The 22,068-nt window shown below is 72.7% G+C and carries 17 protein-coding genes; 1 reads left to right on the top strand and 16 read right to left on the bottom strand.

Features of this window, described 5'->3' with window-relative positions; genetic code table 11:
* Window positions 1–14 precede the first annotated feature (14 nt).
* The 16 genes from ACZ42X_RS07910 to ACZ42X_RS07835 form a co-directional block, all read right to left on the bottom strand.
* Complete coding sequence (locus ACZ42X_RS07910; protein WP_468285459.1) at window positions 15–1,709, bottom strand: proline--tRNA ligase; 1,695 nt, start codon at window positions 1,707–1,709, stop codon at window positions 15–17.
* Between the two features lie 68 nt (window positions 1,710–1,777).
* Window positions 1,778–2,380 (bottom strand): GNAT family N-acetyltransferase, encoded by a 603-nt coding sequence (locus ACZ42X_RS07905; RefSeq protein ID WP_468285456.1) that lies wholly within the window; start codon window positions 2,378–2,380, stop codon window positions 1,778–1,780.
* Between the two features lie 15 nt (window positions 2,381–2,395).
* Entirely contained in the window at window positions 2,396–3,241 is an 846-nt protein-coding gene (locus ACZ42X_RS07900) for a GNAT family N-acetyltransferase (RefSeq protein ID WP_361429153.1), read from the bottom strand.
* A gap of 181 nt (window positions 3,242–3,422) precedes the next feature.
* The gene (ispG, locus tag ACZ42X_RS07895) at window positions 3,423–4,580 is read right to left on the bottom strand and encodes a flavodoxin-dependent (E)-4-hydroxy-3-methylbut-2-enyl-diphosphate synthase (RefSeq protein ID WP_468285452.1); all 1,158 of its coding nucleotides are present in this window, start codon (window positions 4,578–4,580) and stop codon (window positions 3,423–3,425) included.
* Between the two features lie 168 nt (window positions 4,581–4,748).
* On the bottom strand, window positions 4,749–6,050 hold the full coding sequence (locus tag ACZ42X_RS07890; RefSeq protein WP_468285449.1) for a M50 family metallopeptidase: 1,302 nt from the start codon (window positions 6,048–6,050) through the stop codon (window positions 4,749–4,751).
* A complete protein-coding gene (gene dxr / locus ACZ42X_RS07885) occupies window positions 6,047–7,297 on the bottom strand; it encodes a 1-deoxy-D-xylulose-5-phosphate reductoisomerase (RefSeq protein WP_468285446.1) in 1,251 nt (416 codons plus the stop codon). The genes ACZ42X_RS07890 and dxr overlap by 4 nt, the downstream gene beginning before the upstream one ends.
* Before the next feature lie 43 nt (window positions 7,298–7,340).
* Entirely contained in the window at window positions 7,341–8,084 is a 744-nt protein-coding gene (locus ACZ42X_RS07880) for a hypothetical protein (RefSeq protein WP_468285444.1), read from the bottom strand.
* Window positions 8,085–8,178: 94 nt separating this feature from the next.
* Entirely contained in the window at window positions 8,179–10,116 is a 1,938-nt protein-coding gene (locus tag ACZ42X_RS07875) for an acyl-CoA dehydrogenase family protein (RefSeq protein WP_468285441.1), read from the bottom strand.
* A 314-nt stretch (window positions 10,117–10,430) separates the two neighbouring features.
* The gene (locus ACZ42X_RS07870; protein ID WP_468285438.1) at window positions 10,431–10,628 is read right to left on the bottom strand and encodes a hypothetical protein; all 198 of its coding nucleotides are present in this window, start codon (window positions 10,626–10,628) and stop codon (window positions 10,431–10,433) included.
* A gap of 60 nt (window positions 10,629–10,688) precedes the next feature.
* Window positions 10,689–11,648: an alpha/beta hydrolase gene (locus ACZ42X_RS07865; RefSeq protein ID WP_468285436.1), complete on the bottom strand. Its 960-nt coding sequence runs from the start codon at window positions 11,646–11,648 to the stop codon at window positions 10,689–10,691.
* Window positions 11,649–11,696: 48 nt separating this feature from the next.
* Window positions 11,697–12,341 (bottom strand): TetR/AcrR family transcriptional regulator, encoded by a 645-nt coding sequence (locus ACZ42X_RS07860; protein ID WP_468285433.1) that lies wholly within the window; start codon window positions 12,339–12,341, stop codon window positions 11,697–11,699.
* A gap of 83 nt (window positions 12,342–12,424) precedes the next feature.
* Window positions 12,425–13,321 (bottom strand): alpha/beta hydrolase, encoded by an 897-nt coding sequence (locus ACZ42X_RS07855; RefSeq protein ID WP_468285432.1) that lies wholly within the window; start codon window positions 13,319–13,321, stop codon window positions 12,425–12,427.
* A gap of 314 nt (window positions 13,322–13,635) precedes the next feature.
* Window positions 13,636–15,078, bottom strand: coding sequence for an aldehyde dehydrogenase family protein (locus ACZ42X_RS07850; protein ID WP_361427972.1), 1,443 nt, complete (start codon window positions 15,076–15,078; stop codon window positions 13,636–13,638).
* Between the two features lie 136 nt (window positions 15,079–15,214).
* Window positions 15,215–16,192 carry an EamA family transporter gene (locus ACZ42X_RS07845; RefSeq protein ID WP_468285429.1) on the bottom strand — a complete coding sequence of 326 codons (978 nt, stop codon included), beginning with the start codon at window positions 16,190–16,192 and terminating at the stop codon, window positions 15,215–15,217.
* Between the two features lie 295 nt (window positions 16,193–16,487).
* Window positions 16,488–18,050, bottom strand: a complete 1,563-nt coding sequence (locus ACZ42X_RS07840; RefSeq protein WP_468285427.1) for a PucR family transcriptional regulator — start codon at window positions 18,048–18,050, stop codon at window positions 16,488–16,490.
* An 88-nt stretch (window positions 18,051–18,138) separates the two neighbouring features.
* A complete protein-coding gene (locus ACZ42X_RS07835; protein ID WP_468285424.1) occupies window positions 18,139–20,439 on the bottom strand; it encodes an ATP/GTP-binding protein in 2,301 nt (766 codons plus the stop codon).
* Between the two features lie 221 nt (window positions 20,440–20,660).
* On the opposite strand from ACZ42X_RS07835, the gene gabT reads away from it, so the two are divergent.
* Entirely contained in the window at window positions 20,661–21,995 is a 1,335-nt protein-coding gene (gene gabT, locus ACZ42X_RS07830; RefSeq protein WP_468285421.1) for a 4-aminobutyrate--2-oxoglutarate transaminase, read from the top strand.
* Window positions 21,996–22,068: the final 73 nt, after the last annotated feature.

The following is a 22,068-nucleotide window of genomic DNA, read 5'->3' as shown; positions in this document are numbered from 1 at the left end:
GCCGCAAGCCCTGCTTACGCGGAGAGGCGGGCGATCGCCTCGTCGACCGTGAGCTCCTCGCGCTCGCCCGTGCGGCGGTCCTTCAGCTCCAGGACGCCCTCGCCGGAGCGGCGGCCCGCCACGAGGATCTTCGGCACGCCGATGAGCTCGGCGTCCGTGAACTTCACGCCCGGCGAGACGCCGGCCCGGTCGTCGACCAGGACCCGCAGGCCCGCCTCGCCGAGCTTCCCGGCGACGTCGAGCGCGAGCTCCGTCTGGAGGGCCTTGCCCGCCGCGACGACGTGGACGTCGGCCGGGGCGATCTCGCGGGGCCAGCACAGGCCCTGCTCGTCGGCGTGCTGCTCGGCGAGGGCGGCGACGGCGCGGGAGACGCCGATGCCGTACGAGCCCATCGTGACGCGGACGGGCTTGCCGTTCTGGCCGAGGACGTCGAGCTGGAGGGCGTCGGCGTACTTGCGGCCGAGCTGGAAGATGTGGCCGATCTCGATGGCGCGGTCCATCTTCAGGCCGGTGCCGCAGCTGGGGCACGGGTCGCCGTCCTCGACCTCGACGACGTCCAGGTACTGGTCGACCTCGAAGTCGCGGCCCACGACGACGTTCCGCGCGTGCTTGCCGGGCTTGTTGGCGCCGGTGATCCAGGCGGTGCCGGGGGCCACGCGCGGGTCGGCGATGTAGCGGACCTTGTCGAGGCCCTGGGGGCCGATGTAGCCGCGGACGAGTTCGGGGCGGCCGGTGAAGTCCTCGGCGGTGACGAGCTCGACGGTGGCCGGGGCGAGGTGGTCCTCCAGCTTGCCGAGGTCGACGTCGCGGTTGCCGGGGACGCCCACGGCGACGATCTCGCCGTCGACCTTGACCAGCAGGTTCTTCAGCGTCGCGGCGGCCGGGACGTCCAGGTGCGCGGCGAGCGTCTCGATGGTCGGCGTGTCGGGGGTGTCCATCTCCTCCAGCGGGCCGTGCGCCGAGCCGTCGACGGGCGTCAGCGGGTGCGTGACGGCCTCGGTGTTGGCGGCGTAGTCGCAGGAGGGGCAGTAGACGAAGGTGTCCTCACCGGCGGCGGCCGGGGCCAGGAACTCCTCGGAGGCGGAGCCGCCCATGGCGCCCGAGACCGCCGAGACGATCTTGTGCTCCAGGCCGAGGCGCGTGAAGATCTTGATGTACGCCTCGCGGTGCAGGCGGTACGACTCGGCCAGGCCCTCGTCGGTGGTGTCGAAGGAGTACGAGTCCTTCATCTGGAACTCGCGGCCGCGCAGGATGCCGGAGCGCGGACGCGCCTCGTCGCGGTACTTGGTCTGGATCTGGTACAGGATCACCGGCAGGTCCTTGTAGGACGTGCACTGGTCCTTGACGAGGAGCGTGAAGATCTCCTCGTGCGTCGGGCCGAGCAGGTAGTCGCCGCCCTTGCGGTCCTTGAGGCGGAACAGCTCCGCGCCGTACTCGTTCCAGCGGCCCGTCGCCTCGTAGGGCTCCTTGGGCAGCAGGGCCGGCAGGAGCACCTCCTGGCCGCCGATCGCGTCCATCTCCTCGCGGACGACGCGGGCGACGTTCTCCAGGACCTTCATGCCGAGCGGCAGCCACGACCAGATGCCCGCGGCGTTGCGGCGTACGTAACCGGCGCGGACGAGCAGTTTGTGGCTGAGCGTCTCGGCGTCCGCCGGGTCGTCGCGCAGTGTCTTGACCATCAACCGGGACATGCGCTGGACCTGGGCCATGGGGAACTCTCCTGCGGTGAAAAGTGTGATGGCTAGGAGGTTAGCCGTGGGCCCCCGCCCGGCGGAAATCAGTTCCCGCGCGGGGCGTCGCCGCGCCGCCGCAGCGGGAGCGGCGCGCCCATCACCGCGTAGGGCCGCGCGGCGCTCGGGAAGTGGACCCTGCGCGCGAGGTCGTGGTAGCCGAGGGAGCGGTAGAGCATCCGTGCCGGGCTCTCCGTGTCGATGGCGGAGAGGATCGAGCGCGGCTGCGCGGCGGCGTCCGTGATGGTGGTGATCAGCTCGCGGCCGATGCCCCGGCCCTGGTACGCGGGGTGGACGTGGAGCTCGGTGATGACGAAGGAGTCGTCGAGCCAGCCCTCGTTGCCCTCGCGGACGAGGTAGGGCTGGACGACCGTCGACCACCAGTGGGCGCGGTCGTTGGGCATCCCGTACACGAAGCCGACGAGCCGCCCGTCGGGCGTGGTCGCGCCGTAGGAGGTGGCGCCGGGGCAGAGCAGGTGGCGCAGCACGATGTGGCGGCGTACGCCGATCTCGTCCTCGCTCAGTCCGAAGGCGAGGGCCTGCACGGCGAGGGCCGCGTCCACGCGGGCGGCGAGGTCGACCGGCCCGACCGCGACGCCGTCGACGTCGTCCGCGTCCCACACGCCATCCACGTCATCCACGTCTTCCATGGGCGAACCCTAGCCTCAGAACAGGACGCTCATGAAGGCCCCGACCTCGCGGAAGCCGACGCGGCGGTAGGCGGCCCGGGCGGGGGTGTTGTAGTCGTTGACGTACAGGGAGACGACCGGTGCGACGTCGGCGAGGGCGTAGCGCAGGACGGCCGCCATGCCGGTCTCGGACAGGCCGCGGCCGCGGTGTTCGGGGGCGACCCAGACGCCCTGGATCTGGCAGGCCTGCGGGGTGGCGGCGCCGATCTCGGCCTTGAAGACGACCTTGCCGTCCTCGACGCGGGCGAAGGCGCGGCCCGCGCCGACGAGCTCGGCGACGCGCGCCTGGTAGAGGAGTCCGCCGTCGCCGGCGATCGGCGAGATGCCGACCTCCTCGGTGAACATCGCCACGCACGCCGGCATGATCACGTCCATCTCGTCCTTGCGGACGCGGCGGACGAGCGGGTCGGGGTCGATGTCCGGCGAGGGCCGCTCGGTGACCATGAGCGGCTGGTGGGGGCGGACGTCGCGGGCCGGGCCCCAGCTCGGTTCGAGCAGCCGCCACAGCTGGGCGGTCGGTTCCGCGGGGCCGACGATGGAGGAGCAGCGCCGCCCGGCGCGGCGGGCGCGGTCGGCGAAGGCGCGGACGGCCTCGGGGCCGGCGCAGATGGGGACGAGGTTGGCGCCGGAGTAGCACAGCGAGGTGAGCCGCCCGTCGGCGTACCAGCCCCACATCTCGCCGCCGAGGCGCCACGGGTCGAGCCCGGCCGCCCGCACGCGTGCGGTGACGAACGCGTTCTGGACGGGGTCGCTCTCCAGGATGGCGAGCGCGGCGCCGAGGTCGCCGGGTTCGAGGACCCGGGTGGTGGTCTGCGTCAGCACGAGGGGGCCTCACCGTGTTCCGACAGGGTCCTGGCACTGTACCTGGCGGCGCGGGAGGAGTGGCAGGACGGCCGGGACGGCGACGAGCCCCGCCGGGGGTGCGGCGGGGCTCGTCGGCGTGCTGGTCGGTGTGCTTGTCGACGTGCTCGTCAGCGTGCTTGTCGGCGTACGTACGGTGGCGTCAGCCGGCGACCGAGACGGTGGGCTCGCCGGAGGCGATGCCGTCCTTCTCCATCTGCTCGGCGATCTTCAGGGCCTCTTCGATGAGGGTCTCGACGATCTTCGACTCCGGCACGGTCTTGATGACCTCGCCCTTGACGAAGATCTGGCCCTTGCCGTTGCCGGAGGCGACGCCGAGGTCCGCCTCGCGCGCCTCGCCGGGGCCGTTGACGACGCAGCCCATGACCGCGACGCGCAGCGGGACCTCCATGCCCTCCAGGCCCGCCGTGACCTCGTCCGCCAGCTTGTAGACGTCCACCTGGGCGCGGCCGCAGGACGGGCAGGAGACGATCTCCAGGCGGCGCTGGCGGAGGTTCAGCGACTCCAGGATCTGGATGCCGACCTTGACCTCCTCGGCCGGCGGCGCGGACAGCGAGACGCGGATGGTGTCGCCGATGCCCTCGCTCAGCAGCGCGCCGAAGGCGACGGCCGACTTGATCGTGCCCTGGAACGCCGGGCCCGCCTCGGTCACACCCAGGTGCAGCGGGTAGTCGCAGGCCGCGGCCAGCTGGCGGTAGGCGGCGATCATCACGACCGGGTCGTTGTGCTTGACGGAGATCTTGATGTCGCGGAAGCCGTGCTCCTCGAAGAGGGAGGCCTCCCACAGCGCCGACTCGACCAGTGCCTCGGGGGTGGCCTTGCCGTACTTCTGGAGCAGGCGACGGTCCAGCGAGCCCGCGTTCACGCCGATCCGGATGGGCACACCGGCGTCACCGGCGGCCTTCGCGATCTCCTTGACCTTGTCGTCGAACTGCTTGATGTTGCCGGGGTTCACGCGGACCGCCGCGCAGCCCGCGTCGATCGCCGCGAAGACGTACTTGGGCTGGAAGTGGATGTCCGCGATGACCGGGATCTGCGACTTCTTCGCGATCACCGGCAGCGCGTCCGCGTCGTCCTGCGTGGGGCAGGCCACACGGACGATCTGGCAGCCCGAGGCCGTCAGCTCGGCGATCTGCTGCAGCGTGGCGCCGATGTCGGACGTCCGGGTGGTCGTCATCGACTGCACCGAGACCGGGGCGTCGCCGCCGACCGGGACGCTGCCCACCATGATCTGCCGCGACGTACGCCGGTCGGCGAGCTTGGTGGGAACGGACGGGATACCGAGAGAAATCGCGGTCATCTGGTGTGCAACCCCAAGGTGTGGATCGAGGTCCCGAGATCGGCGGGCTCCAGGTTTGAGGTTACAGCCCCGGGGTGAAGGGGCCGGACACCACGGGGTGTCCGGCCGCCCATCCCACTCGCACGGCTGTACCCACTCAAACGGGGCCGGCCCGCCGGCCGCCGACGGCTAGGAGATCTTCACCGGGTTCACGATGTCCGCGACCAGCACGAGCAGCGTGAAGCAGATGAAGATGCCCGCCACGACGTACGCCACCGGCATCAGCTTCGCCACGTCGAACGGCCCCGGGTCGGGGCGCCGGAAGACCTTGGCCACGGTGCGGCGCAGGGACTCCCACAGGGCGCCGGCGATGTGCCCGCCGTCCAGCGGCAGCAGCGGCAGCATGTTGAAGAGGAACAGCGAGAGGTTGAACATCGCCAGGGTCAGCAGGAGCGTCGCCACGATGTTGGGCGCCGGGATGTCGAGGTTCATCACCTCGCCGCTGATCCGGGCGGCGCCGACCACGCCCACCGGGGAGTCGGCCTTGCGCTCGCCGTCGCCGAAGGCCGCGTCCCACAGGTCGGGGATCTTCGACGGCAGGGCGATGACGGAGTCCACGCCGTCCTCGATCATGTCGCCCATGCGGGACACGGACTCGCCGAAGGTGAGCGGCTCGATCACGGTCCGCGCCTCGAAGCCGAGGTAGCCGGCCCGGACGTACTTCTCGGCGATCACCTCGCCGTCGGCGTCCTTGGCCATCACCGTGTTCTCGATGAGCTTGGGGTGCAGGACCACCTCCTGGCCGTCGCGCACGACGGTGACGGTGGCCGGGCCGATGGTGGAGCGGATGCGCTCGGAGAGCGTGGGCCAGTCGTGGACGGGGTCGCCGTTGAAGGCGACGATCCGGTCGCCCACCTTGAGGCCGGCCGCCTGGCCGGGCGAGACCGGGTCGCCCTCGGCGCACTTCCGCCGGTCCTCGCTCTGCTGGATGACGCACTTCTGGACCCCGGCGACCTCGGTGGTCTGCTTCTGCATGCCGAAGGTCATGCAGACGCCCACGAAGATCGCGACGGCGAGCACCAGGTTCATGAAGGGGCCCGCGAACATCACGATGACGCGCTTCCACGGCGCGCGCGTGTAGAACAACCGCGTCTCGTCGCCCGGCCGGAGCTCCTCGTACGCCGCCGAGCGGGCGTCCTCGATCATGCCCCGGAAGGGTGAGGTGGAGCGCGCCTCGATCCGGCCGTCGTCGCCGGGCGGGAACATTCCGATCATGCGGATGTAGCCGCCGGCGGGGATGGCCTTGATGCCGTACTCGGTCTCGCCCTTCTGCCGCGACCAGAGGGTGGGGCCGAAGCCGACCATGTACTGCGGGACGCGGATGCCGAACATCTTGGCCGTGGTGAGGTGGCCGAGCTCGTGCCAGGCGATGGAGACGAGCAGGCCGACGGCGAAGACCGCGATGCCGAGAATCGTCAACAGGATCGTCATGCGCGAGCCTCCGCCATGGTTTTCTCCGCCAGTTCACGGGCCCGGGCGCGGGCCCAGGTCTCCGCCTCCAGGACGTCCGGCACCGTCAGGGAGGTTCCCGTACCGGGTGTGCCGTGTTCCGCGACGACCGCGGTGACCGTGTCCATGATCCCCGTGAAGGGCAGCCGGCCGTCGAGGAACGCCGCGACGCACTCCTCGTTCGCGGCGTTGAAGACCGCCGGGGCCGTGCCGCCGAGCTCGCCGACGTGCCGGGCGAGGCCGACGGAGGGGAACGCCTCGGTGTCCAGCGGGAAGAACTCCCAGGTGGAGGCCGTGGACCAGTCGAAGGCGGGGGCCGCGTCCGGGACGCGCTCGGGCCAGCCCAGCCCGATGGCGATGGGCCCGCGCATGTCCGGCGGGGTCGCCTGGGCGAGGGTCGAGCCGTCCGTGAACTCCACCATCGAGTGAACGTACGACTGGGGGTGCACGACGACCTCGATGCGGTCGAAGGGGATGTCGTAGAGCAGGTGCGCCTCGATGACCTCCAGGCCCTTGTTGACCAGGGTGGCGCTGTTGACCGTGATGACCGGCCCCATGGCCCAGGTGGGGTGCGCGAGGGCGTCCTCGCGGGTCACGTGGGCCAGCTCCGCCTTCGTACGGCCGCGGAAGGGGCCGCCCGAGGCGGTGACGACGAGCTTGCGGACGTCGGCGCGGGTGCCGGCGGCGAGCGCCTGGAAGAGCGCGGCGTGCTCCGAGTCGACCGGGATGATCTGGCCCGGCTTGGCGAGCGCCTTGACCAGCGGCCCGCCGACGATGAGCGACTCCTTGTTGGCGAGGGCGAGGGTGCGGCCCGCTTCGAGGGCGGCGAGGGTGGGCGCGAGGCCGATGGAGCCGGTGATGCCGTTGAGCACCGTGTGGCAGGGGGAGGCCGCGACCTGGGTGGCGGCGTCCGGACCGGCGAGGATCTCCGGCAGCGGCTCCGAGCCGTACAGCTCGGTGAGCGCCTCCCGCAGCGCCGGGACCGCGTCCTCACGCGCCACGGCCACCGTGCGGACCCGCAGCCGGTGCGCCTGCTCGGCGAGGAGCCCGGCCCGGCCGCCCGCGGCGGACAGGGCCGTGACACGGAACCGGTCGGGGTTGCGCAGGACCAGGTCGATGGCCTGCGTACCGATGGACCCGGTGGAGCCGAGGACGACGATGTCCCGGCGGCCTTCGGCCGGATCGAAGGCGATGTGCGGGTCTGCGAGGGGAGATGGGCTGTCGCTCATGCCCCCATTCTTGCCGCAACGGGCGGGTGCCAGGACCGCGCCCCTACGCGCCGCCGCCCGTGGCCGCCTGGAACTTCTCCCACTGGGCGGTGACGACCTCCTGCGGGACGCCGCCGAAGTCCTTGGTGTCGAGGACCTCGGCGCGGAAGGCGAGGGTGGTGGAGCCGGAGCGGACGACGGTGAGGTACTCGTACAGCCTGAGGTCCTTGTTCTTGACGTCCTGGAGGGTGAAGCGGAACGCCTTCGCCTCGTCGCCGACGGCGGGCGCCTTCACCGGCTCCACCTTCAGGTAGCGCCCCTCGGCGAGGGTCCGCTGCTCGGTGAAGCCGGCCGCGCAGGCGGTGCCCGCCTTGCCGAGGGTGGCCATGACGGCGGTGGCGTCCGCGGCCGCGTACGAGCGGAGCTGGACGGTCACCTGGACGGAGCGCGGCCCGCCGTCGGCGGAGAGGTCGCGGTGCACTTCGGCGACGGGGTCGTGGGCGGTCGCGCCCTTGGCGAGGCTGACGAGCGGCTGGCAGACGGCCGGGGCGGCGGTGTAGTGGTCGCTGAAGGGCGCTTCACCGACCCGGTAGGGGCTCGTGGTGTACGCGCCGGCCTTCTCGTCCCCGGCGAAGGTGGCGGCGGTCAGCTGGGCCTCGGTGAGGGGCGCGGGGGCTTTCGCACGCGCGGAGGGCTTGGCCTTGGGGTCGTCGGGCTCCCCCGCGCCGCACCCGGCCAGCAGGAGCATGCCGCCGAGCGCGGCGGCGACGCGCCCGGTCCGTCCGTACCGCTTTCCCGCCCCGTACATCCGTGCTCCCGTTCGTCGTCGAGATCGTGGTGATCGCGGCTCGATTATGGGTGCCGGACGTGCCGGGGCGGGCCCGGGGGCCGAAACCGGCGGGTCAGCGGATCGGGCGGTGGACGTTCTCCCTGGCCGAGGGGCCGGGGGTCGCGTCGGCGATCCAGGGGCCGTCGCCGCTGGGGTCGAGGACGCCCTCCTCCAGCCAGGTGTACGTGCCCGACAGCACGCCCTGGACGACCTTGCGGTCCAGGTCGTCGGTGTTGTGCCAGAGCCGGCCGAAGAGCTCCTCGACGCGGATGCGGGACTGGCGGCAGAACGCGTCCGCGAGCTGGTACGCCTCGCGGCCGTGCTCGTCGGCGGAGCGCAGCAGCTCGGCCCGGACGCACGCGGCGCTCATGGCGAAGAGCTCGGCGCCGATGTCGACGATCCGGGCGAGGAAGCCCTGCTTGGTCTCCATGCGGCCCTGCCAGCGGGACATGGCGTAGAAGGTGGAGCGGGCCAGCTTGCGGGAGGTGCGTTCGACGTAGCGGAGGTGGGCGGCGAGGTCCGGGTGGCCGGCGGGGTGGAACTCGGCGTACGAGCGCGGCAGCTGGCCGGGGCCGGCGACGAGCTTGGGCAGCCAGCGGGCGTAGAAGGCGCCCGCCTGGACGCCCGCCTTCGCCTTGTCGCCGAGCGTCTTGTCGGGGTCGATGATGTCGCCGGCGACCGCGAGGTGGGCGTCGACGGCCTCGCGGGCGATCAGCAGGTGCATGATCTCGGTCGAGCCCTCGAAGATGCGGTTGATGCGCAGGTCGCGCAGGAGCTGCTCGGCCGGGACGGGGCGCTCGCCGCGGGCGGCGAGGGAGTCGGCGGTCTCGAAGCCGCGGCCGCCGCGGATCTGGACCAGTTCGTCGGCCATGAGCCAGGCCATCTCGGAGCCGTACAGCTTGGCGAGGGCCGCCTCGATGCGGATGTCGTTGCGGTCCTCGTCGGCCATCTGGCTGGAGAGGTCGACGACGGCTTCGAGGGCGAAGGTGGTGGCGGCGATGAAGGAGATCTTGGAGCCGACCGCCTCGTGGAGGGCGACGGGCTTGCCCCACTGCTCGCGTACGCCGGACCACTCGCGGGCGATCTTCAGGCACCACTTCCCGGCGCCCACGCACATCGCGGGCAGCGAGAGGCGCCCGGTGTTGAGGGTGGTCAGCGCGATCTTCAGACCGGCGCCCTCGGGGCCGATGCGGTTGGCGGCGGGGACGCGGACCTGGTGGAAGCGGGTGACGCCGTTCTCCAGGCCCCGCAGGCCCATGAAGGCGTTGCGGTTCTCGACGGTGATGCCGGGCGACTGGGCCTCGACGACGAAGGCGGTGATGCCGCCCTTGTGGCCCTCGGACTTCGGTACGCGGGCCATGACGACGAGCAGGTCGGCGACGACGCCGTTGGTGGTCCACAGCTTCACGCCGTCGAGGACGTACTCGTCGCCGTCGGGGACGGCGGTGGTGGCGAGGCGCGCCGGGTCGGAGCCGACGTCGGGCTCGGTGAGGAGGAAGGCGGAGATGTCGGTGCGGGCGAGCCTCGGGAGGAAGGTCTCCTTCTGCTCGGCGGTGCCGAAGATCTTCAGCGGCTGCGGTACGCCGATCGACTGATGCGCGGAGAGCAGGGCGCCGACGGCCGGGCTGACGGAGCCGACCAGGGCCAGGGCCTTGTTGTAGTACACCTGGGTGAGCCCGAGGCCGCCGTACTTGGGGTCGATCTTCATGCCGAGGGCGCCGAGCTCCTTGAGCCCGTCGATCACGGCGTCGGGGATGCGGGCCTCGCGCTCGATCAGCGCGCCGTCGATCTTCGTCTCGCAGAAGTCCCGCAGTTTGGCGAGGAACTGCTCCCCGCGCTGGACGTCCTCGTCGGGCGGGAGCGGGTGCGGGTGGATGAGGTCGAGCCGGAAACGGCCGAGGAACAGCTCCTTGGCGAAGCTGGGCTTGCGCCAGTCCTGTTCGCGGGCGGCCTCGGCGACCTGGCGGGCTTCGCGCTCGGAGACCTTGGGCTTGTGGTGGGGGCCGGACATGGTGGGCTCACCTCGCCGCAGTCGGGGGCGGCCGGCCGGTGCTCGGGCCGACCGGTTACTCGACCGTACCTACCCGATTCCGGCACAGACGAAAAGGCGGCCGGAGCCCCCGTACCGTGCGGTCGTCAGACCGCCTCTGATCTGCGGCATCTCTGTGACCTGTACAGGGGGGTGGCCGCATCCGCCCTCGTTTTCACTCATCTGCCCGCATCTCTCCGCATCTCTCCGCTCGCGTGACTGCTGGTCCACAGCGCTCGGCGCGTCGCCGTTGATCGTGTCCAGAGCGGCCGTCGAACACCTCTTCCTGCGTGCGATCAGGAGCGGCTTCCGGTGAGTCGTGAGGTGGACGGCACCGGCGGGGTCCAGTCGGGCGCCCTGCCGAGGGCCGCCAGGGCGAGGCCCAGCGGACCGGCGCCGGAGGCGGCGATCAGCGCGGGGGCGAACAGCGCGTCGGGGCCGGTTCGCCGCTCCCCCTCCGGGACGCGCAGCGCGAGGAGTTTATATATCGGCAAAACCAGCGCACAGGGCCCGCAGGGTGAGCGGCGGCGCCTCCTGGCACCCGGTGGTGACGGTCACTCGTCGAGGGCGTCTGCCCCGGCTCCGGCGAAGGCCGCCCGCAGGTACGCGGCGGCCTGCCCGAGGGCACGGCGGGAGGCGTCGAGGCTTCCCGCCATCGTGAAGAAGCCGTGCGCGACCCCCGGATAGCGGGTCACCTCGACCGGGACGCCGTCGGCGCGGAGCCGGTCGGCGTACTGTTCGCCCTCGTCCCGGAGGGGGTCGTACTCGGCCGTGATGACCAGGGCGGGTGCCAGTCCGGTGTGGTCGGCGGCCCGGAGCGGGGAGGCGAGCGGATGGATGCCGTCCTCGGGGCTCCGCAGGTAGTTGTCCCAGTACCACTGCACCGACTTGTCGTTGAAGAGCAGCGGGTCGGTGCTCTCCCGCCGGGAGGCCGTGTCGGCGAGGTAGTCGGTGTTGGGGTAGACGAGCAGCTGGCAGGTGAGGCCGGGGCCGCCGGCGTCCCGCGCACGCAGCGCGACTCCGGCGGCCAGGTTGCCGCCCGCGCTGTCGCCGCCGACGGCGATACGGGTGGGGTCTCCGCCGAACCGGTCCGCGTGCTCGGCGACCCACCGCACCCCGGCCCAGCAGTCGTCCGCGGCGGCCGGGAACTTGTGCTCCGGCGCGAGCCGGTAGCCCACGGCGATCGTCAGACAACCGGCGGCGTTGGTCAGCGCCCGGCAGACCGCGTCGCCGGTGTCGAGGCCGCCCAGGGTCCAGCCGCCGCCGAAGAAGTAGACGAGCACCGGGAGCGGTCCGGGTGCCTCGGGCCCGTAGACGCGGATCGGCAGGGGGCCGCCCGGACCGGGTAACGAGGAGTCGAACACCCGCGCTACGGGCTCGGGCGTGCCCGCACCGGCCCGGATGGCGGCGAGGTCGGCGGCGCGGGCCTCGGCCAGGGTCATCGTGTACAGCGGCCGCCCGCCCTCAGCGGCCCGCCGGTCGTACACGGCCTGGAACTGCGGATCGAATGCCATGCTCTCTCTCCTGGCCGGGCCCGCGGTCCGGGGGACCGTGGGCGGCGCTCAAGGGGTGTCGGGCAGCAGCGACGGGTCCGTGGCCACGTCGCGGAGACGGTTGAGGATGCCCTTGGCTGCCTTGTCGTAACTGGTGTAGTCGTCGTGCAGGACGGATTCGGCGTTGGCCGTCTCCAGGAGCGCGACCACCTCGAAGACCAGTTGCGGGACGTCGATTCCGTGCTCGACCTCTCCCGCCACCTGGGCCTCGCGCACCGTCTGTTCCAGGAAGGCCAGCCAGTTGGCCCGGGCGGCGGCGACCGTGTCGTGGACCTTGCCCTCGCGGGCGTCGTACTCGGCGGAGACGGAGTAGAAGAAGCAGCCGCCCGGGAAGACGCGCTCACGCGAGTAGATGATCCAGTTGGTGCAGACGCTCCAGAGGCGCCCGAGACCCGGGGGGAGGTCCCGTGCCGGCTGCACTACGTGCTCGAGATAGACCTCGATGGCCGCGCGCACGGTGGCGAGCTGGAGGTCCTCCTTGGAACCGAACAGGGCGAACACACCGCTCTTGCTCAGCTTGAGTTCACCCGCGAGCCGCCCGAGGGACAGGCATTCCAAGCCCTCGACGGATGCGATCGCGACGCTGCGCTCGAGAACCAGCTTCCGTGTCTGGTTCCCGCGCGCGATCCGACCGTCGGTGTGTGACGGTGCCATAGTCGCGCCTCCGTATCTCTCGTGCCGGCCCCCGTGTGCTCCTGAAGCGGACAGTGTATCCGGTTAAGTGGACGCTCGTGCGGTCAGTTTGGTGAGGACACGGGCGCGGTCGCGGCCTGGATCTCGCTGATCGAGCCGTGTTCCACGAAGTCCGCGGCGGCACGGACGACTTCGGGATCGCAGAGGATCCTGCGGTGGCCGAGGCCCTGGGTGACGATCAGGTGCGCCTGCGTGCCGAACGCGCCGACGAGTCGGCGGGACTGCGCCACCTCGATCCGCTCGTCGTCCTGGTCGTGGATGACGAGGACCGGCGCCGGCACGTCGGCGGCGGCGTACGTCGCCGAGAACGGCATGCGGTCGGCGGGGTCGCCGGGGAACAGCTTCCGCCCGATCCGCTCGGTGAGCCGCCTGCGCAGCTGCGGGCGGAGTTCGAGGGTGGTGCAGAACACGTCGAGGGAGTAGTCGAAGTCGCAGACACCGCTCATCGCGACCACGCGCTTGGCCGTGACGCCGTTCTGGAGGCTGTAGAAGGAGGCGAGGCAGCCCAGGGAGTGCGCGATGAGGCCGTCGAACGGTCCGTACCGGTCGTGCAGCCCGGAGATGACATCGCGGTAGTCGAGGATGGTGGCACTACGTCCACCGGAGTCGCCGTGGCCGGGCGCGTCGAAGGTGAGGACGCTGCGGCCGCGGGCGAGGAGCTCGGACACGAAGGCGGAGAACCGTGAGCCGCGGGACTGCCAGCCGTGGACCAGCAGCACGGGCCGTTCGCCGCTCCCCCACCGGTAGGTCACCACGGACTTGCCGCCGGCCGTCACCCGCTCCGTGTGCGCCGTGGCGAGCACGTCGCGCTCCTCGCCGCGCACCCTGCTACGCGCGAGCGGCATGTGGAGCAGGGTGAAGGCGCCCGCGCCGGCCACCCGGCCGGAGATGCGGGAGACGCTGTTGAGGGCGACGCCGGCCACTGCCGTGGTGCGGTCCATGTCCTGTACTCCTCCGTCGGCTTCAAGGAGTCGAGACAATAGCACGAACGACCGTGCTGTTATATCGCGACGACCTGGCTTTCGAGCGGGACGCCGCGACCGCCTGTGCACAGCTGCCCGACCCCGTGTCCGGACGCACCCCGCCCGTGTGGGTCCGGACACGTACGGGTGATCCCACGGTGTTCCCGCGCCTGCTCAGCAGGGAGTCGCGATCTTGCCGTCTTTCCTGGTCAGCGCCCGGATGAAGAAAGGCGGCCGGAGCCCCCGCACAGTGGGCTCCGGCCGCCGGTCTGGGCCGTACGAGTGACGGGCTGTTACAGCGCCAGGCCCGTGAGGACCAGCACCCGCTCGTACGTGTAGTCGTCCATCGCGTACCGCACGCCCTCGCGGCCGACGCCCGACTGCTTGACGCCGCCGTACGGCATCTGGTCGGCGCGGTAGGACGGGACGTCGCCGACGACCACGCCGCCGACCTCCAGAGCGCGGTGGGCGCGGAAGGCGGTCTGCAGGTCGTGCGTGAAGACGCCGGTCTGGAGGCCGAACTTGGAGTTGTTGACCTCGGCGAAGGCGGCGGCCTCGCCGTCGACCTTGTGCAGGGTCAGGACCGGGCCGAAGACCTCCTCGCAGGCGAGGGTGGTGTCGGCGGGCAGGTCGGCCAGGACGGTCGGGGCGTAGGTCGCGCCCTCGCGCTTGCCGCCGGTGAGCAGCGTGGCGCCGCCCTTGACGGCCTCGTCGACCCAGGACTCGACGCGCTTGGCGGCGTCCTCGCTGACCAGCGGGCCGACGTCGGTGGTGTCGTCGGACGGGTCACCGGTGCCCTGCGCCTCGACGGCGGCGACGACCTTCGGGACGAGCCGGTCGTAGACCGACGCGTCGGCGATCACGCGCTGCACGGAGATGCAGGACTGGCCGCCCTGGTAGTTCGAGAAGGTGGCGATGCGGGTCGCCGCCCAGTCCAGGTCCTCCTCGGAGGCCCAGTCGGCGAGGACGACGGCCGCGGCGTTGCCGCCGAGCTCCAGGGTGCAGTGCTTGTGCGGCACCGACTCCTGGATGGCGTAGCCGACCTTGTCGGAGCCGGTGAAGGAGATCACCGGCAGGCGCTCGTCCTTGACCAGGGCGGGCATGGCCTCGTTCAGGACGGGCAGGACCGACCAGGAGCCGGCCGGCAGGTCCGTCTCGGCGAGGAGCTCGCCCAGGATCAGGCCGGAGAGCGGGGTGGCCGGGGCGGGCTTGAGGATGATGGGGGCGCCGACGGCGATGGCCGGGGCGACCTTGTGGGCGCACAGGTTCAGCGGGAAGTTGAACGGCGCGATGCCGAGGACGACGCCCTTGGGGAAGCGGCGGGTCAGGGCCAGGCGGCCGACGCCACCGCCGTCGGTGTCGAGGCGCTGGGCCTCGCCGCCGTTGAAGCGGCGGGCCTCCTCGGCGGCGAAGCGGAACACGGACACCGCGCGGCCGACCTCTCCGCGGGCCCACTTGATCGGCTTGCCGTTCTCGGCGGAGATCAGCTGGGCGATCTCCTCGGTGCGCTCGGCGAGGCGCTTGGACACGTGGTCCAGGGCGGCGGCGCGGACGTGGGCGGGGGTCGCGGCGAACTCGTCGACGACCGCGTGCGCGGCGGCCACGGCCTCTTCGACCTGGGCCTCGGTGGGAACGCTGACCTGGCCGACGAGGCGGCCGTCCCACGGGGAGGTGACGTCGAAGGTGGTCTCGCCGGTGGCCTGGCGGCCGGCGAGCCAGAAGGCGGTGGCAGTCATGTGCGATCCCGGCCCTTTCGAAGCTGTGCGGAGGATGGGGGGTTCTGCGTTCTGTTCACACGGTAGGGCCGGGCGGCCGGGCCGTGGTTTGTCCGGGATGGAGTGGTGCGGGGAGCCGGTTTCGCCGTTCCGTACGTTACGGCCGGCGCGCGGGGCTTCCCGGGCGGCGCTCCGTGCTCACGATGAGGCACACGCCCGCCACGACGATCGCGCCACCGAGGGCGATGGGCCAGGTCACGGCCTCGCCCAGGACCAGCGCGCCGAGGGCGACGGCCACGACGGGGTTGACGTACGCGTACGTCGCGACGAGCGACAGCGGGGCGGCGTGCAGGAGCCAGGCGTACGCGGTGAAGCCGATCACCGAGCCGAAGAGGACGAGGTAGGCGAAGGCGGTCCAGGACCGGGCCGAGACGGCGGCCGGGTCGAGGCCGTGGTGCTCGCCGCGGACGAGCCCGAGCGCGAGGCAGGCGAGGCCGCCGGCGACCATCTCGTACGCGCTGGTGGTGAAGGGGTTCTTCGGCATCCGCAGGCGGGAGGAGGAGAAGGAGCCGACGGACCACAGGAGGGCGGCCGCGATCACCGTGAGCACGCCCCCGATGCGTACGTCGCCGCTGAGGCCGGGGAGCGTGAGGATCGCGAGCCCGGCGAGGCCGAGCAGCACGCCGGCGTACGCGCCGGGGCCCGGGCGCTCGCCGGCCGCGGTGCGCAGCAGGACGACCCAGGCGGGCACGACGGCGACGAGCAGCGCGGCGAGGCCGGACGGCACGGAGGTCTCGGCGAGGACGACGAGGCCGTTGCCGCCGAGGAGCAGCAGCAGCCCGACGACGGCGGTGGAGGCGAGCTGCGCGCGGGTCACCTTGAGCACGCCGAGGCCGTGCCGCCACGCGAGGAGCGCGGCGAGCAGCACGCCGGCGACGACGAACCGGGCGCCGGCGGAGAGGAACGGGGGCATGGTCTCGACGACGACCCGGATGCCGAGGTAGGTGGAGCCCCACACGAGGTACACGATCGCGAGCGCGGCCCAGACGGCACCGCCGATGCGGGGGCGGCCGGACGGAGGGGTCGGGGGTGGGGTGGTGCCTGCGGCGGCCGGATCGACGGCGGGGCTTGTCATGCACTGGAGGTTATGGATTCCCAGGGCCCGCCATCAAGAAATCTGCCCGATTCCGGGCAGGATACGGGCTGTTGGCCGGATTCCCGCCCCTCGCGGGCTGATGCGCGGTCGTCACCAGCTCCCGGGCGGTACGGACGAACTCCCGCACCGCGCCGGTGGCGTGCGCGGCACGCCACACCAGGCCGCAGCCGAGGGGGGCGGCCCCCGCGAGCGGTACGTAGGTGACGCCGGGCCAGGCGTGGTGCGCGGCGGCGAGCAGGCGGCCGCGGCGCGCTGAAACGAATCAGCGGAAGCGTCAGCGGGGCGCCGGGGCCTCGCCCGTGGCCTTGAGGGCGAGCCACAGCTCCATGCGCGCGTCCGGGTCGTCCAGGGAGCGGCCCAGGATCTCCTCGACGCGGCGCATGCGGTAGCGCAGCGTGTGGCGGTGGACGCCGAGGTCCGCCGCCGCCGCGTCCCACTGGCCGTGGCGGGAGAGCCAGGCGCGCAGCGAGGCGACCAGGTCTCCGCGGCCGGTCGCGTCGTGTTCGTGCAGCGCGCGGAGCAGGCCGTCGGCGAAGGCGCGTACGGCGTCGTCGGCCAGCAGCGGGAGCACCGAGCCGGCGGCCAGCTCCTCGTGCTCGACGAGCGCGCGGCCGCGGCGGCGGGCCACCGAGAGGGCCTGCTCCGCCTGCTTGTACGCGGAGGCGGCGGCCGTCGGGCCCGTCGGGGCGGACAGGCCGATCACCAGCCCGGCGTCCTCCGCCTCCTTCTCGGCGTACGCGTCGCACGCGGCGGCCACCGCTCCCCCGTCGGCCGCGAGCACCACCAGCCGCTCCTCGCCCTCCGGCACCGTCAGCACCGTCTCGCCGGTGCGGGCGGCGGCCGTCTCCAGGGTCTCGGCGAGCGTGGTGAGGGCGGGCTCCGCGCCCGGGTCGCGGTCGCCGGCCGGTTCGGCGATCAGCAGCCGGAACGGAGCGTCCAGGATCCCGCCGTACAGGTCGCCCGCGACCGCCCGGGCGTGGTCCGGCTGGCCCGCGAGCATCATCCGCAGCACGGCCGCGCCGAGCCGCTGCTCGGCGGCCTGGAGGGAGCGGGAGCGTTCGGTGGTGAGGGTGAGCAGGGCGATGGCGGAGTGGACGGCGTACCGCTCCGCCGTGCCGAGCGGGGCGCCCGTGCCGACGGCCAGCGCGCCGCGCACGCGCCGCCCCGTGCCGAGCGACTGGAGCTCCACCCGGTCGTCGGTGCCGCCGACGACCGCGCTCGCCGGGGCCGACCGCTCCCGCAGCCGCTCGACGTCCGCGGTCAGCCGGGCCGCGCGCCGGGCGGCCCAGTCGGGCGCCGCTGCGAGGACCTGGCCGGAGGCGTCGTACAGCGCGGCCCAGCCGTCGACGTGCGAGGCGAGCCGCGCCACGACCGCCGCGGGGCCCTCCGCGAGCGCCGCCCGCGTCATCTCGCGCTGTGCCTCGAAGCCGGCCGTCACGGCCCGGTACTGGTCGGCCGCCAGCGCCGCGGAGACCGCCTTGGAGATGGCGAGGAACGGCGTGCGGCGCGGCACCTCCAGCAGGGGCAGGTCGGCCTCGCGCGCCGCTTCCAGCAGCGCGTCGGGGATCTGGTCGTAGTTGACGCCGACCGCGAAGCCGAGGCCGACCACGCCCGCGTCGGCCAGCCGCTTCACGTAGCGGCCCATGGCCTCGCGGTTCCCGGCGTCCAGCTTCATCGCGGTGACCAGGAGCAGCTCGCCGCCCTCCATGTACGGGACGGGGTCGGCGAGCTCGCTGACGTGCGCCCAGCGGACGGGCGTGTCGAGGCGGTCCTCCCCGGCGCGGACGGTGAGCTTCAGCGCCGAGTGCTGGACGAGCGAGGCGAGCGTGAGCGGCATGGCGGAACCGTCGGACTTTCGAGGAGGGATTTTCGCCGTCCCGTATGAACGGCTCCCTTCAATTCTGCCAGCACGTATGACAACCGTCTTACGTGCGCAGATCGACCAGAAGCGGAGGGGTGTGTTCCCCTCGGACGCCTGTCAGGGACAGTACGGCATGCCCGGGCGGCACCGCGTGGGCGAGGTCCGAGGCGGACCAGCGCTGCCGCTCCACCTCCCGCACCGTGACCGCCTCGGCCGTCGCGGCCTTGCCGGTCACCAGGCGGCGCAGGAAGTGCAGCGCCTTGGTGAGCGGCTCCTCCGCGATGATCTGCCGGTTGGTCACGTCCCGGGTCTGCACCCACTCCGTGCCCCAGGTCTCCGCGAACCGGCCCCCGTCCCACGCCGCGAGCCCCGCGAACGCCATCCGGCACCCCACCGCGCCCAGCAGCGGCCCGCGCAGCGCCTCGGGTACGTCCTCCAGGGTGCGCAGCGCCAGGACGACACCGGCGTGGGCCGAGCGCAGCCGCTGGATGGCGCGTACGGAGTCGGCGGTGACGGTGTACGTGGCGTCGTCCAGCACCAGGCAGGCGAAGAGCGACCGGTCGCCGCGCGCGAGGGCCGCCTCGGTGAACTGCGCGAGCAGCAGCCGCGCCACGATCCGGGAGGCCTCGGCGTGCCCGCGCTCGGGCAGGTCTACGCGGACGCGCAGCGGGTGCTCGATGGCGCGCAGCGAGAACGCCGGGGTGGCGCTCCCGCGGCCCCCGCCGCCCCCGCTGCCTCCGCCGCCCCCGCGGAAGAACCGGGCGAACGCGGGCCGGTCCAGGAACGCGATCCGCTCCGCGAGCAGCACCGCGACGTCGTCGCCCCGCTCCGCCTGGCGCGCCCGGGCGTCGAGCTCCCGCAGCTGCGCGGGGTCGCCGGCGACGGCCGCGCGCAGCGCGGCCAGCGCATCGGGCGCCCCGCCGAGCAGCTCGCGCAGCTCCGGCACCGCCGGGAAGTGGCCGTACGCGGCGCGGTACGGCCCGATGAGCTGGGCCAGCGCCGTCGCCGCCCGGCGGCTGTCCGGCACGAGGTCGCCGACGAGCGCCTCGGCGAGCATGCGGGCGGCCTCGTCGGGGTCGTCGGCGCCGCCGTACAGGTCCAGGTCGTGCGTGGAGTCCGGGCGCCCGACGCGTACGACGACGTCGAAGGCGGCGTCCGGCGCCAGGGCGGCGCCCTGGGCGGTCACCGCGACGACGGCGGCGCGGTTGGCGAGGGCCTGGAGGCACAGGGACTCCACCACCGGCCGGATCACCCGGACGGTCTTGCCGGACCCGGCGGGCCCGACCGCGACCAGCGAGGTGCCGAGCACCCCGGGCTCCAGCGCGACGCCGGTGGTCCGCCGCACGTAGGGGTTGCGCGGGTGGTCCGCGGCGGTGCCGATCCGCACCTGCCCGGTCGCCAGGTCGTGCACGGCGGTCCGGACGGGCAGGTCCCGCACGCCCGAGGGGTGCGCGCAGGCGGCGGCGCCCTGCGCCCGTACGGCGTCGGCGAAGGCCGCGAGCCGCTCCGGGTGCGTCCGCACGCCCTGCCAGGCGCGCCGGATGCGGGCGTAGTCGACGTCGCCGAGGGCGCCGGAGCGGGTGGCCTCGGCGAGCCGCGCGGCGGCCTCGGCGAGCCCGGCGGCCCGCAGCTCGGGCCAGTCGGCGGGGTCGGCCTGCGGCTCGACCTGCGCAGGCGTCGGTCCGGTCCGCCGGCGCCCGAACACGGGCCAGGTACCGATCCTCCCGACCACTGCGACGACAGCGACCGTCACCCCCACGTAGTAGAGATTCGACGTCCACTCCAGCCACCAGACCGTGCGCGGCATCTCACGCCACACACTCGGCACGAGGATGAACAGCGGCCACAGCGGTACGCCATACCGGTGCCAAATCTCACTCCAGGCGCCGACGCGTCCCATGCCGACCGCGAGCAGGCTCAGGCAGAAGGCGTAGTAGGTGTAGGAGGCGAACACCTGCGCCACGTTCCCTCGCCAGGAGACTGGCGTGAACACGTCCAAGGGCCAGACCCAGTAGGAGCCCAAGTACCCGTTCCACAGCAGCGACCACAGGAGCCAGCCGCTGAGCAGTGCGATGAGCGCGCCGGCGAAGAGGCGGCGGGCCGGTACGGCCTCGGGCTCCTCCTGGGGCCGGGGGCGGTGCCCGAACCGCCACACGCCGGGTTCGGCGTCCGGCCGTGGGGTGCGCAGCCAGGCGACGACGCCGCCGGTGCCCCCGCCGGTGGGCGCAGCGGGCGGGTGCGCGGGCCGCGGCGGGTGCGCGGGCGGCGGTACGGCGGGGGCGCCGGCGGTGCCGCCGCCGGACGCCCCTTGCGTCCCCTGTGCCCCCTGCGTTCCGTACGTGCCGTACGTACCGTCGGTGTCCATGAACCCCTGCCCCCTGACCAGCCGGGTCGCGCGCGTCTGTGCACCTGTCAATCTAGTGGGCGGACCCCTCCGGGGACGCGGATCGGCGGTCCTATGTCCGCAGCGGACAACGACACGCCCTTCATCACTCCCTATCGGCGCATGCCCCCACCCCTTCCACCCGCCTAGCCTGCGGAAGAAAGAGCAATAGCGTCCGAAAGACCCCTTCCCAGGAGCCCCGCATGACCGAAATCCCGCAGGAGCGCCGCGTCGTCACCGCCATTCCCGGCCCGAAGTCGCAGGAGCTTCAGGCCCGCCGTCTGTCCGCGGTCGCGGGCGGCGTGGGCTCCGTGCTGCCGGTGTTCACCACCCGCGCCGGTGGCGGCGTCATCGAGGACGTCGACGGCAACAGCCTGATCGACTTCGGTTCCGGCATCGCCGTGACGTCCGTCGGCGCGTCCGCCGAGGCGGTCGTGCGGCGGGCGAGCGCCCAGCTGGAGCAGTTCACGCACACCTGCTTCATGGTCACGCCGTACGAGGGCTACGTCGAGGTCTGCGAGGCGCTCGCCGAGCTGACCCCGGGCGACCACGCCAAGAAGTCCGCGCTGTTCAACAGCGGTGCCGAGGCCGTCGAGAACGCGGTCAAGATCGCCCGTTCGTACACCAAGCGCCAGGCCGTCGTCGTCTTCGACCACGGCTACCACGGCCGTACGAACCTGACGATGGCGCTCACCGCCAAGAACATGCCGTACAAGCACGGCTTCGGCCCGTTCGCCCCCGAGGTCTACCGCGTGCCGGTGGCGTACGGCTACCGCTGGCCGACCGGGCCCGAGAACTGCGGCCCCGAGGCCGCCGCGCAGGCGATCGACCAGATCACCAAGCAGATCGGCGCCGAGAACGTCGCCGCGATCATCATCGAGCCGGTGCTCGGTGAGGGCGGCTTCATCGAGCCGGCCAAGGGCTTCCTCCCGGCGATCGTGAAGTTCGCCAACGACAACGGCATCGTCTTCGTCGCGGACGAGATCCAGTCCGGCTTCTGCCGCACCGGCCAGTGGTTCGCGTGCGAGGACGAGGGCATCGTCCCGGACCTGATCACGACCGCCAAGGGCATCGCGGGCGGCCTGCCGCTCGCCGCCGTCACCGGCCGCGCCGAGATCCTGGACTCCGTGCACGGCGGCGGCCTCGGCGGCACCTACGGCGGCAACCCGGTGGCCTGCGCCGGTGCGCTCGGTGCCATCGAGACGATGAAGGAGCTCGACCTCAACGGCAAGGCGAAGCGCATCGAGGAGGTCATGAAGGGCCGCCTCTCCGCCATGCAGGAGAAGTACGAGATCATCGGTGACATCCGTGGCCGCGGCGCCATGATCGCCATCGAGCTGGTCAAGGACCCGGCGACCAAGGAGCCGAACCCGGAGGCCGCCGGCGCGCTGGCGAAGGCCTGCCACGCGGAGGGCGTGCTGGTCCTGACCTGCGGCACCTACGGCAACGTGCTGCGCTTCCTGCCGCCGCTGGTCATCGGCGAGGACCTGCTGAACGAGGGCCTGGACGTCATCGAGGCCGCGTTCGCGCGCATCTGACGCACGCGCTCGGCACACGTGCTCCGACGTACGTGTGAAGAGGTTGTGGGGGGCCGATGGCGGGATGGAGATC

This window comes from Streptomyces sp. NPDC030862, assembly GCF_055571835.1.
Note: the sequence above shows the minus strand (reverse complement) of the source record. Positions and strands in the feature narration are given on the sequence as shown.

Coding starts and splice junctions, on each gene's coding strand:
- ACZ42X_RS07910 (WP_468285459.1), bottom strand. CDS start 1,709: ATGGCCCAGGTCCAGCGCATGTCCCGGTTGATGGTCAAGACACTGCGC.
- ACZ42X_RS07905 (WP_468285456.1), bottom strand. CDS start 2,380: ATGGAAGACGTGGATGACGTGGATGGCGTGTGGGACGCGGACGACGTC.
- ispG (WP_468285452.1), bottom strand. CDS start 4,580: ATGACCGCGATTTCTCTCGGTATCCCGTCCGTTCCCACCAAGCTCGCC.
- ACZ42X_RS07890 (WP_468285449.1), bottom strand. CDS start 6,050: ATGACGATCCTGTTGACGATTCTCGGCATCGCGGTCTTCGCCGTCGGC.
- dxr (WP_468285446.1), bottom strand. CDS start 7,297: ATGAGCGACAGCCCATCTCCCCTCGCAGACCCGCACATCGCCTTCGAT.
- ACZ42X_RS07880 (WP_468285444.1), bottom strand. CDS start 8,084: ATGTACGGGGCGGGAAAGCGGTACGGACGGACCGGGCGCGTCGCCGCC.
- ACZ42X_RS07875 (WP_468285441.1), bottom strand. CDS start 10,116: ATGTCCGGCCCCCACCACAAGCCCAAGGTCTCCGAGCGCGAAGCCCGC.
- ACZ42X_RS07865 (WP_468285436.1), bottom strand. CDS start 11,648: ATGGCATTCGATCCGCAGTTCCAGGCCGTGTACGACCGGCGGGCCGCT.
- ACZ42X_RS07860 (WP_468285433.1), bottom strand. CDS start 12,341: ATGGCACCGTCACACACCGACGGTCGGATCGCGCGCGGGAACCAGACA.
- ACZ42X_RS07855 (WP_468285432.1), bottom strand. CDS start 13,321: ATGGACCGCACCACGGCAGTGGCCGGCGTCGCCCTCAACAGCGTCTCC.
- ACZ42X_RS07850 (WP_361427972.1), bottom strand. CDS start 15,078: ATGACTGCCACCGCCTTCTGGCTCGCCGGCCGCCAGGCCACCGGCGAG.
- ACZ42X_RS07845 (WP_468285429.1), bottom strand. CDS start 16,192: ATGACAAGCCCCGCCGTCGATCCGGCCGCCGCAGGCACCACCCCACCC.
- ACZ42X_RS07840 (WP_468285427.1), bottom strand. CDS start 18,050: ATGCCGCTCACGCTCGCCTCGCTCGTCCAGCACTCGGCGCTGAAGCTC.
- ACZ42X_RS07835 (WP_468285424.1), bottom strand. CDS start 20,439: ATGGACACCGACGGTACGTACGGCACGTACGGAACGCAGGGGGCACAG.
- gabT (WP_468285421.1), top strand. CDS start 20,661: ATGACCGAAATCCCGCAGGAGCGCCGCGTCGTCACCGCCATTCCCGGC.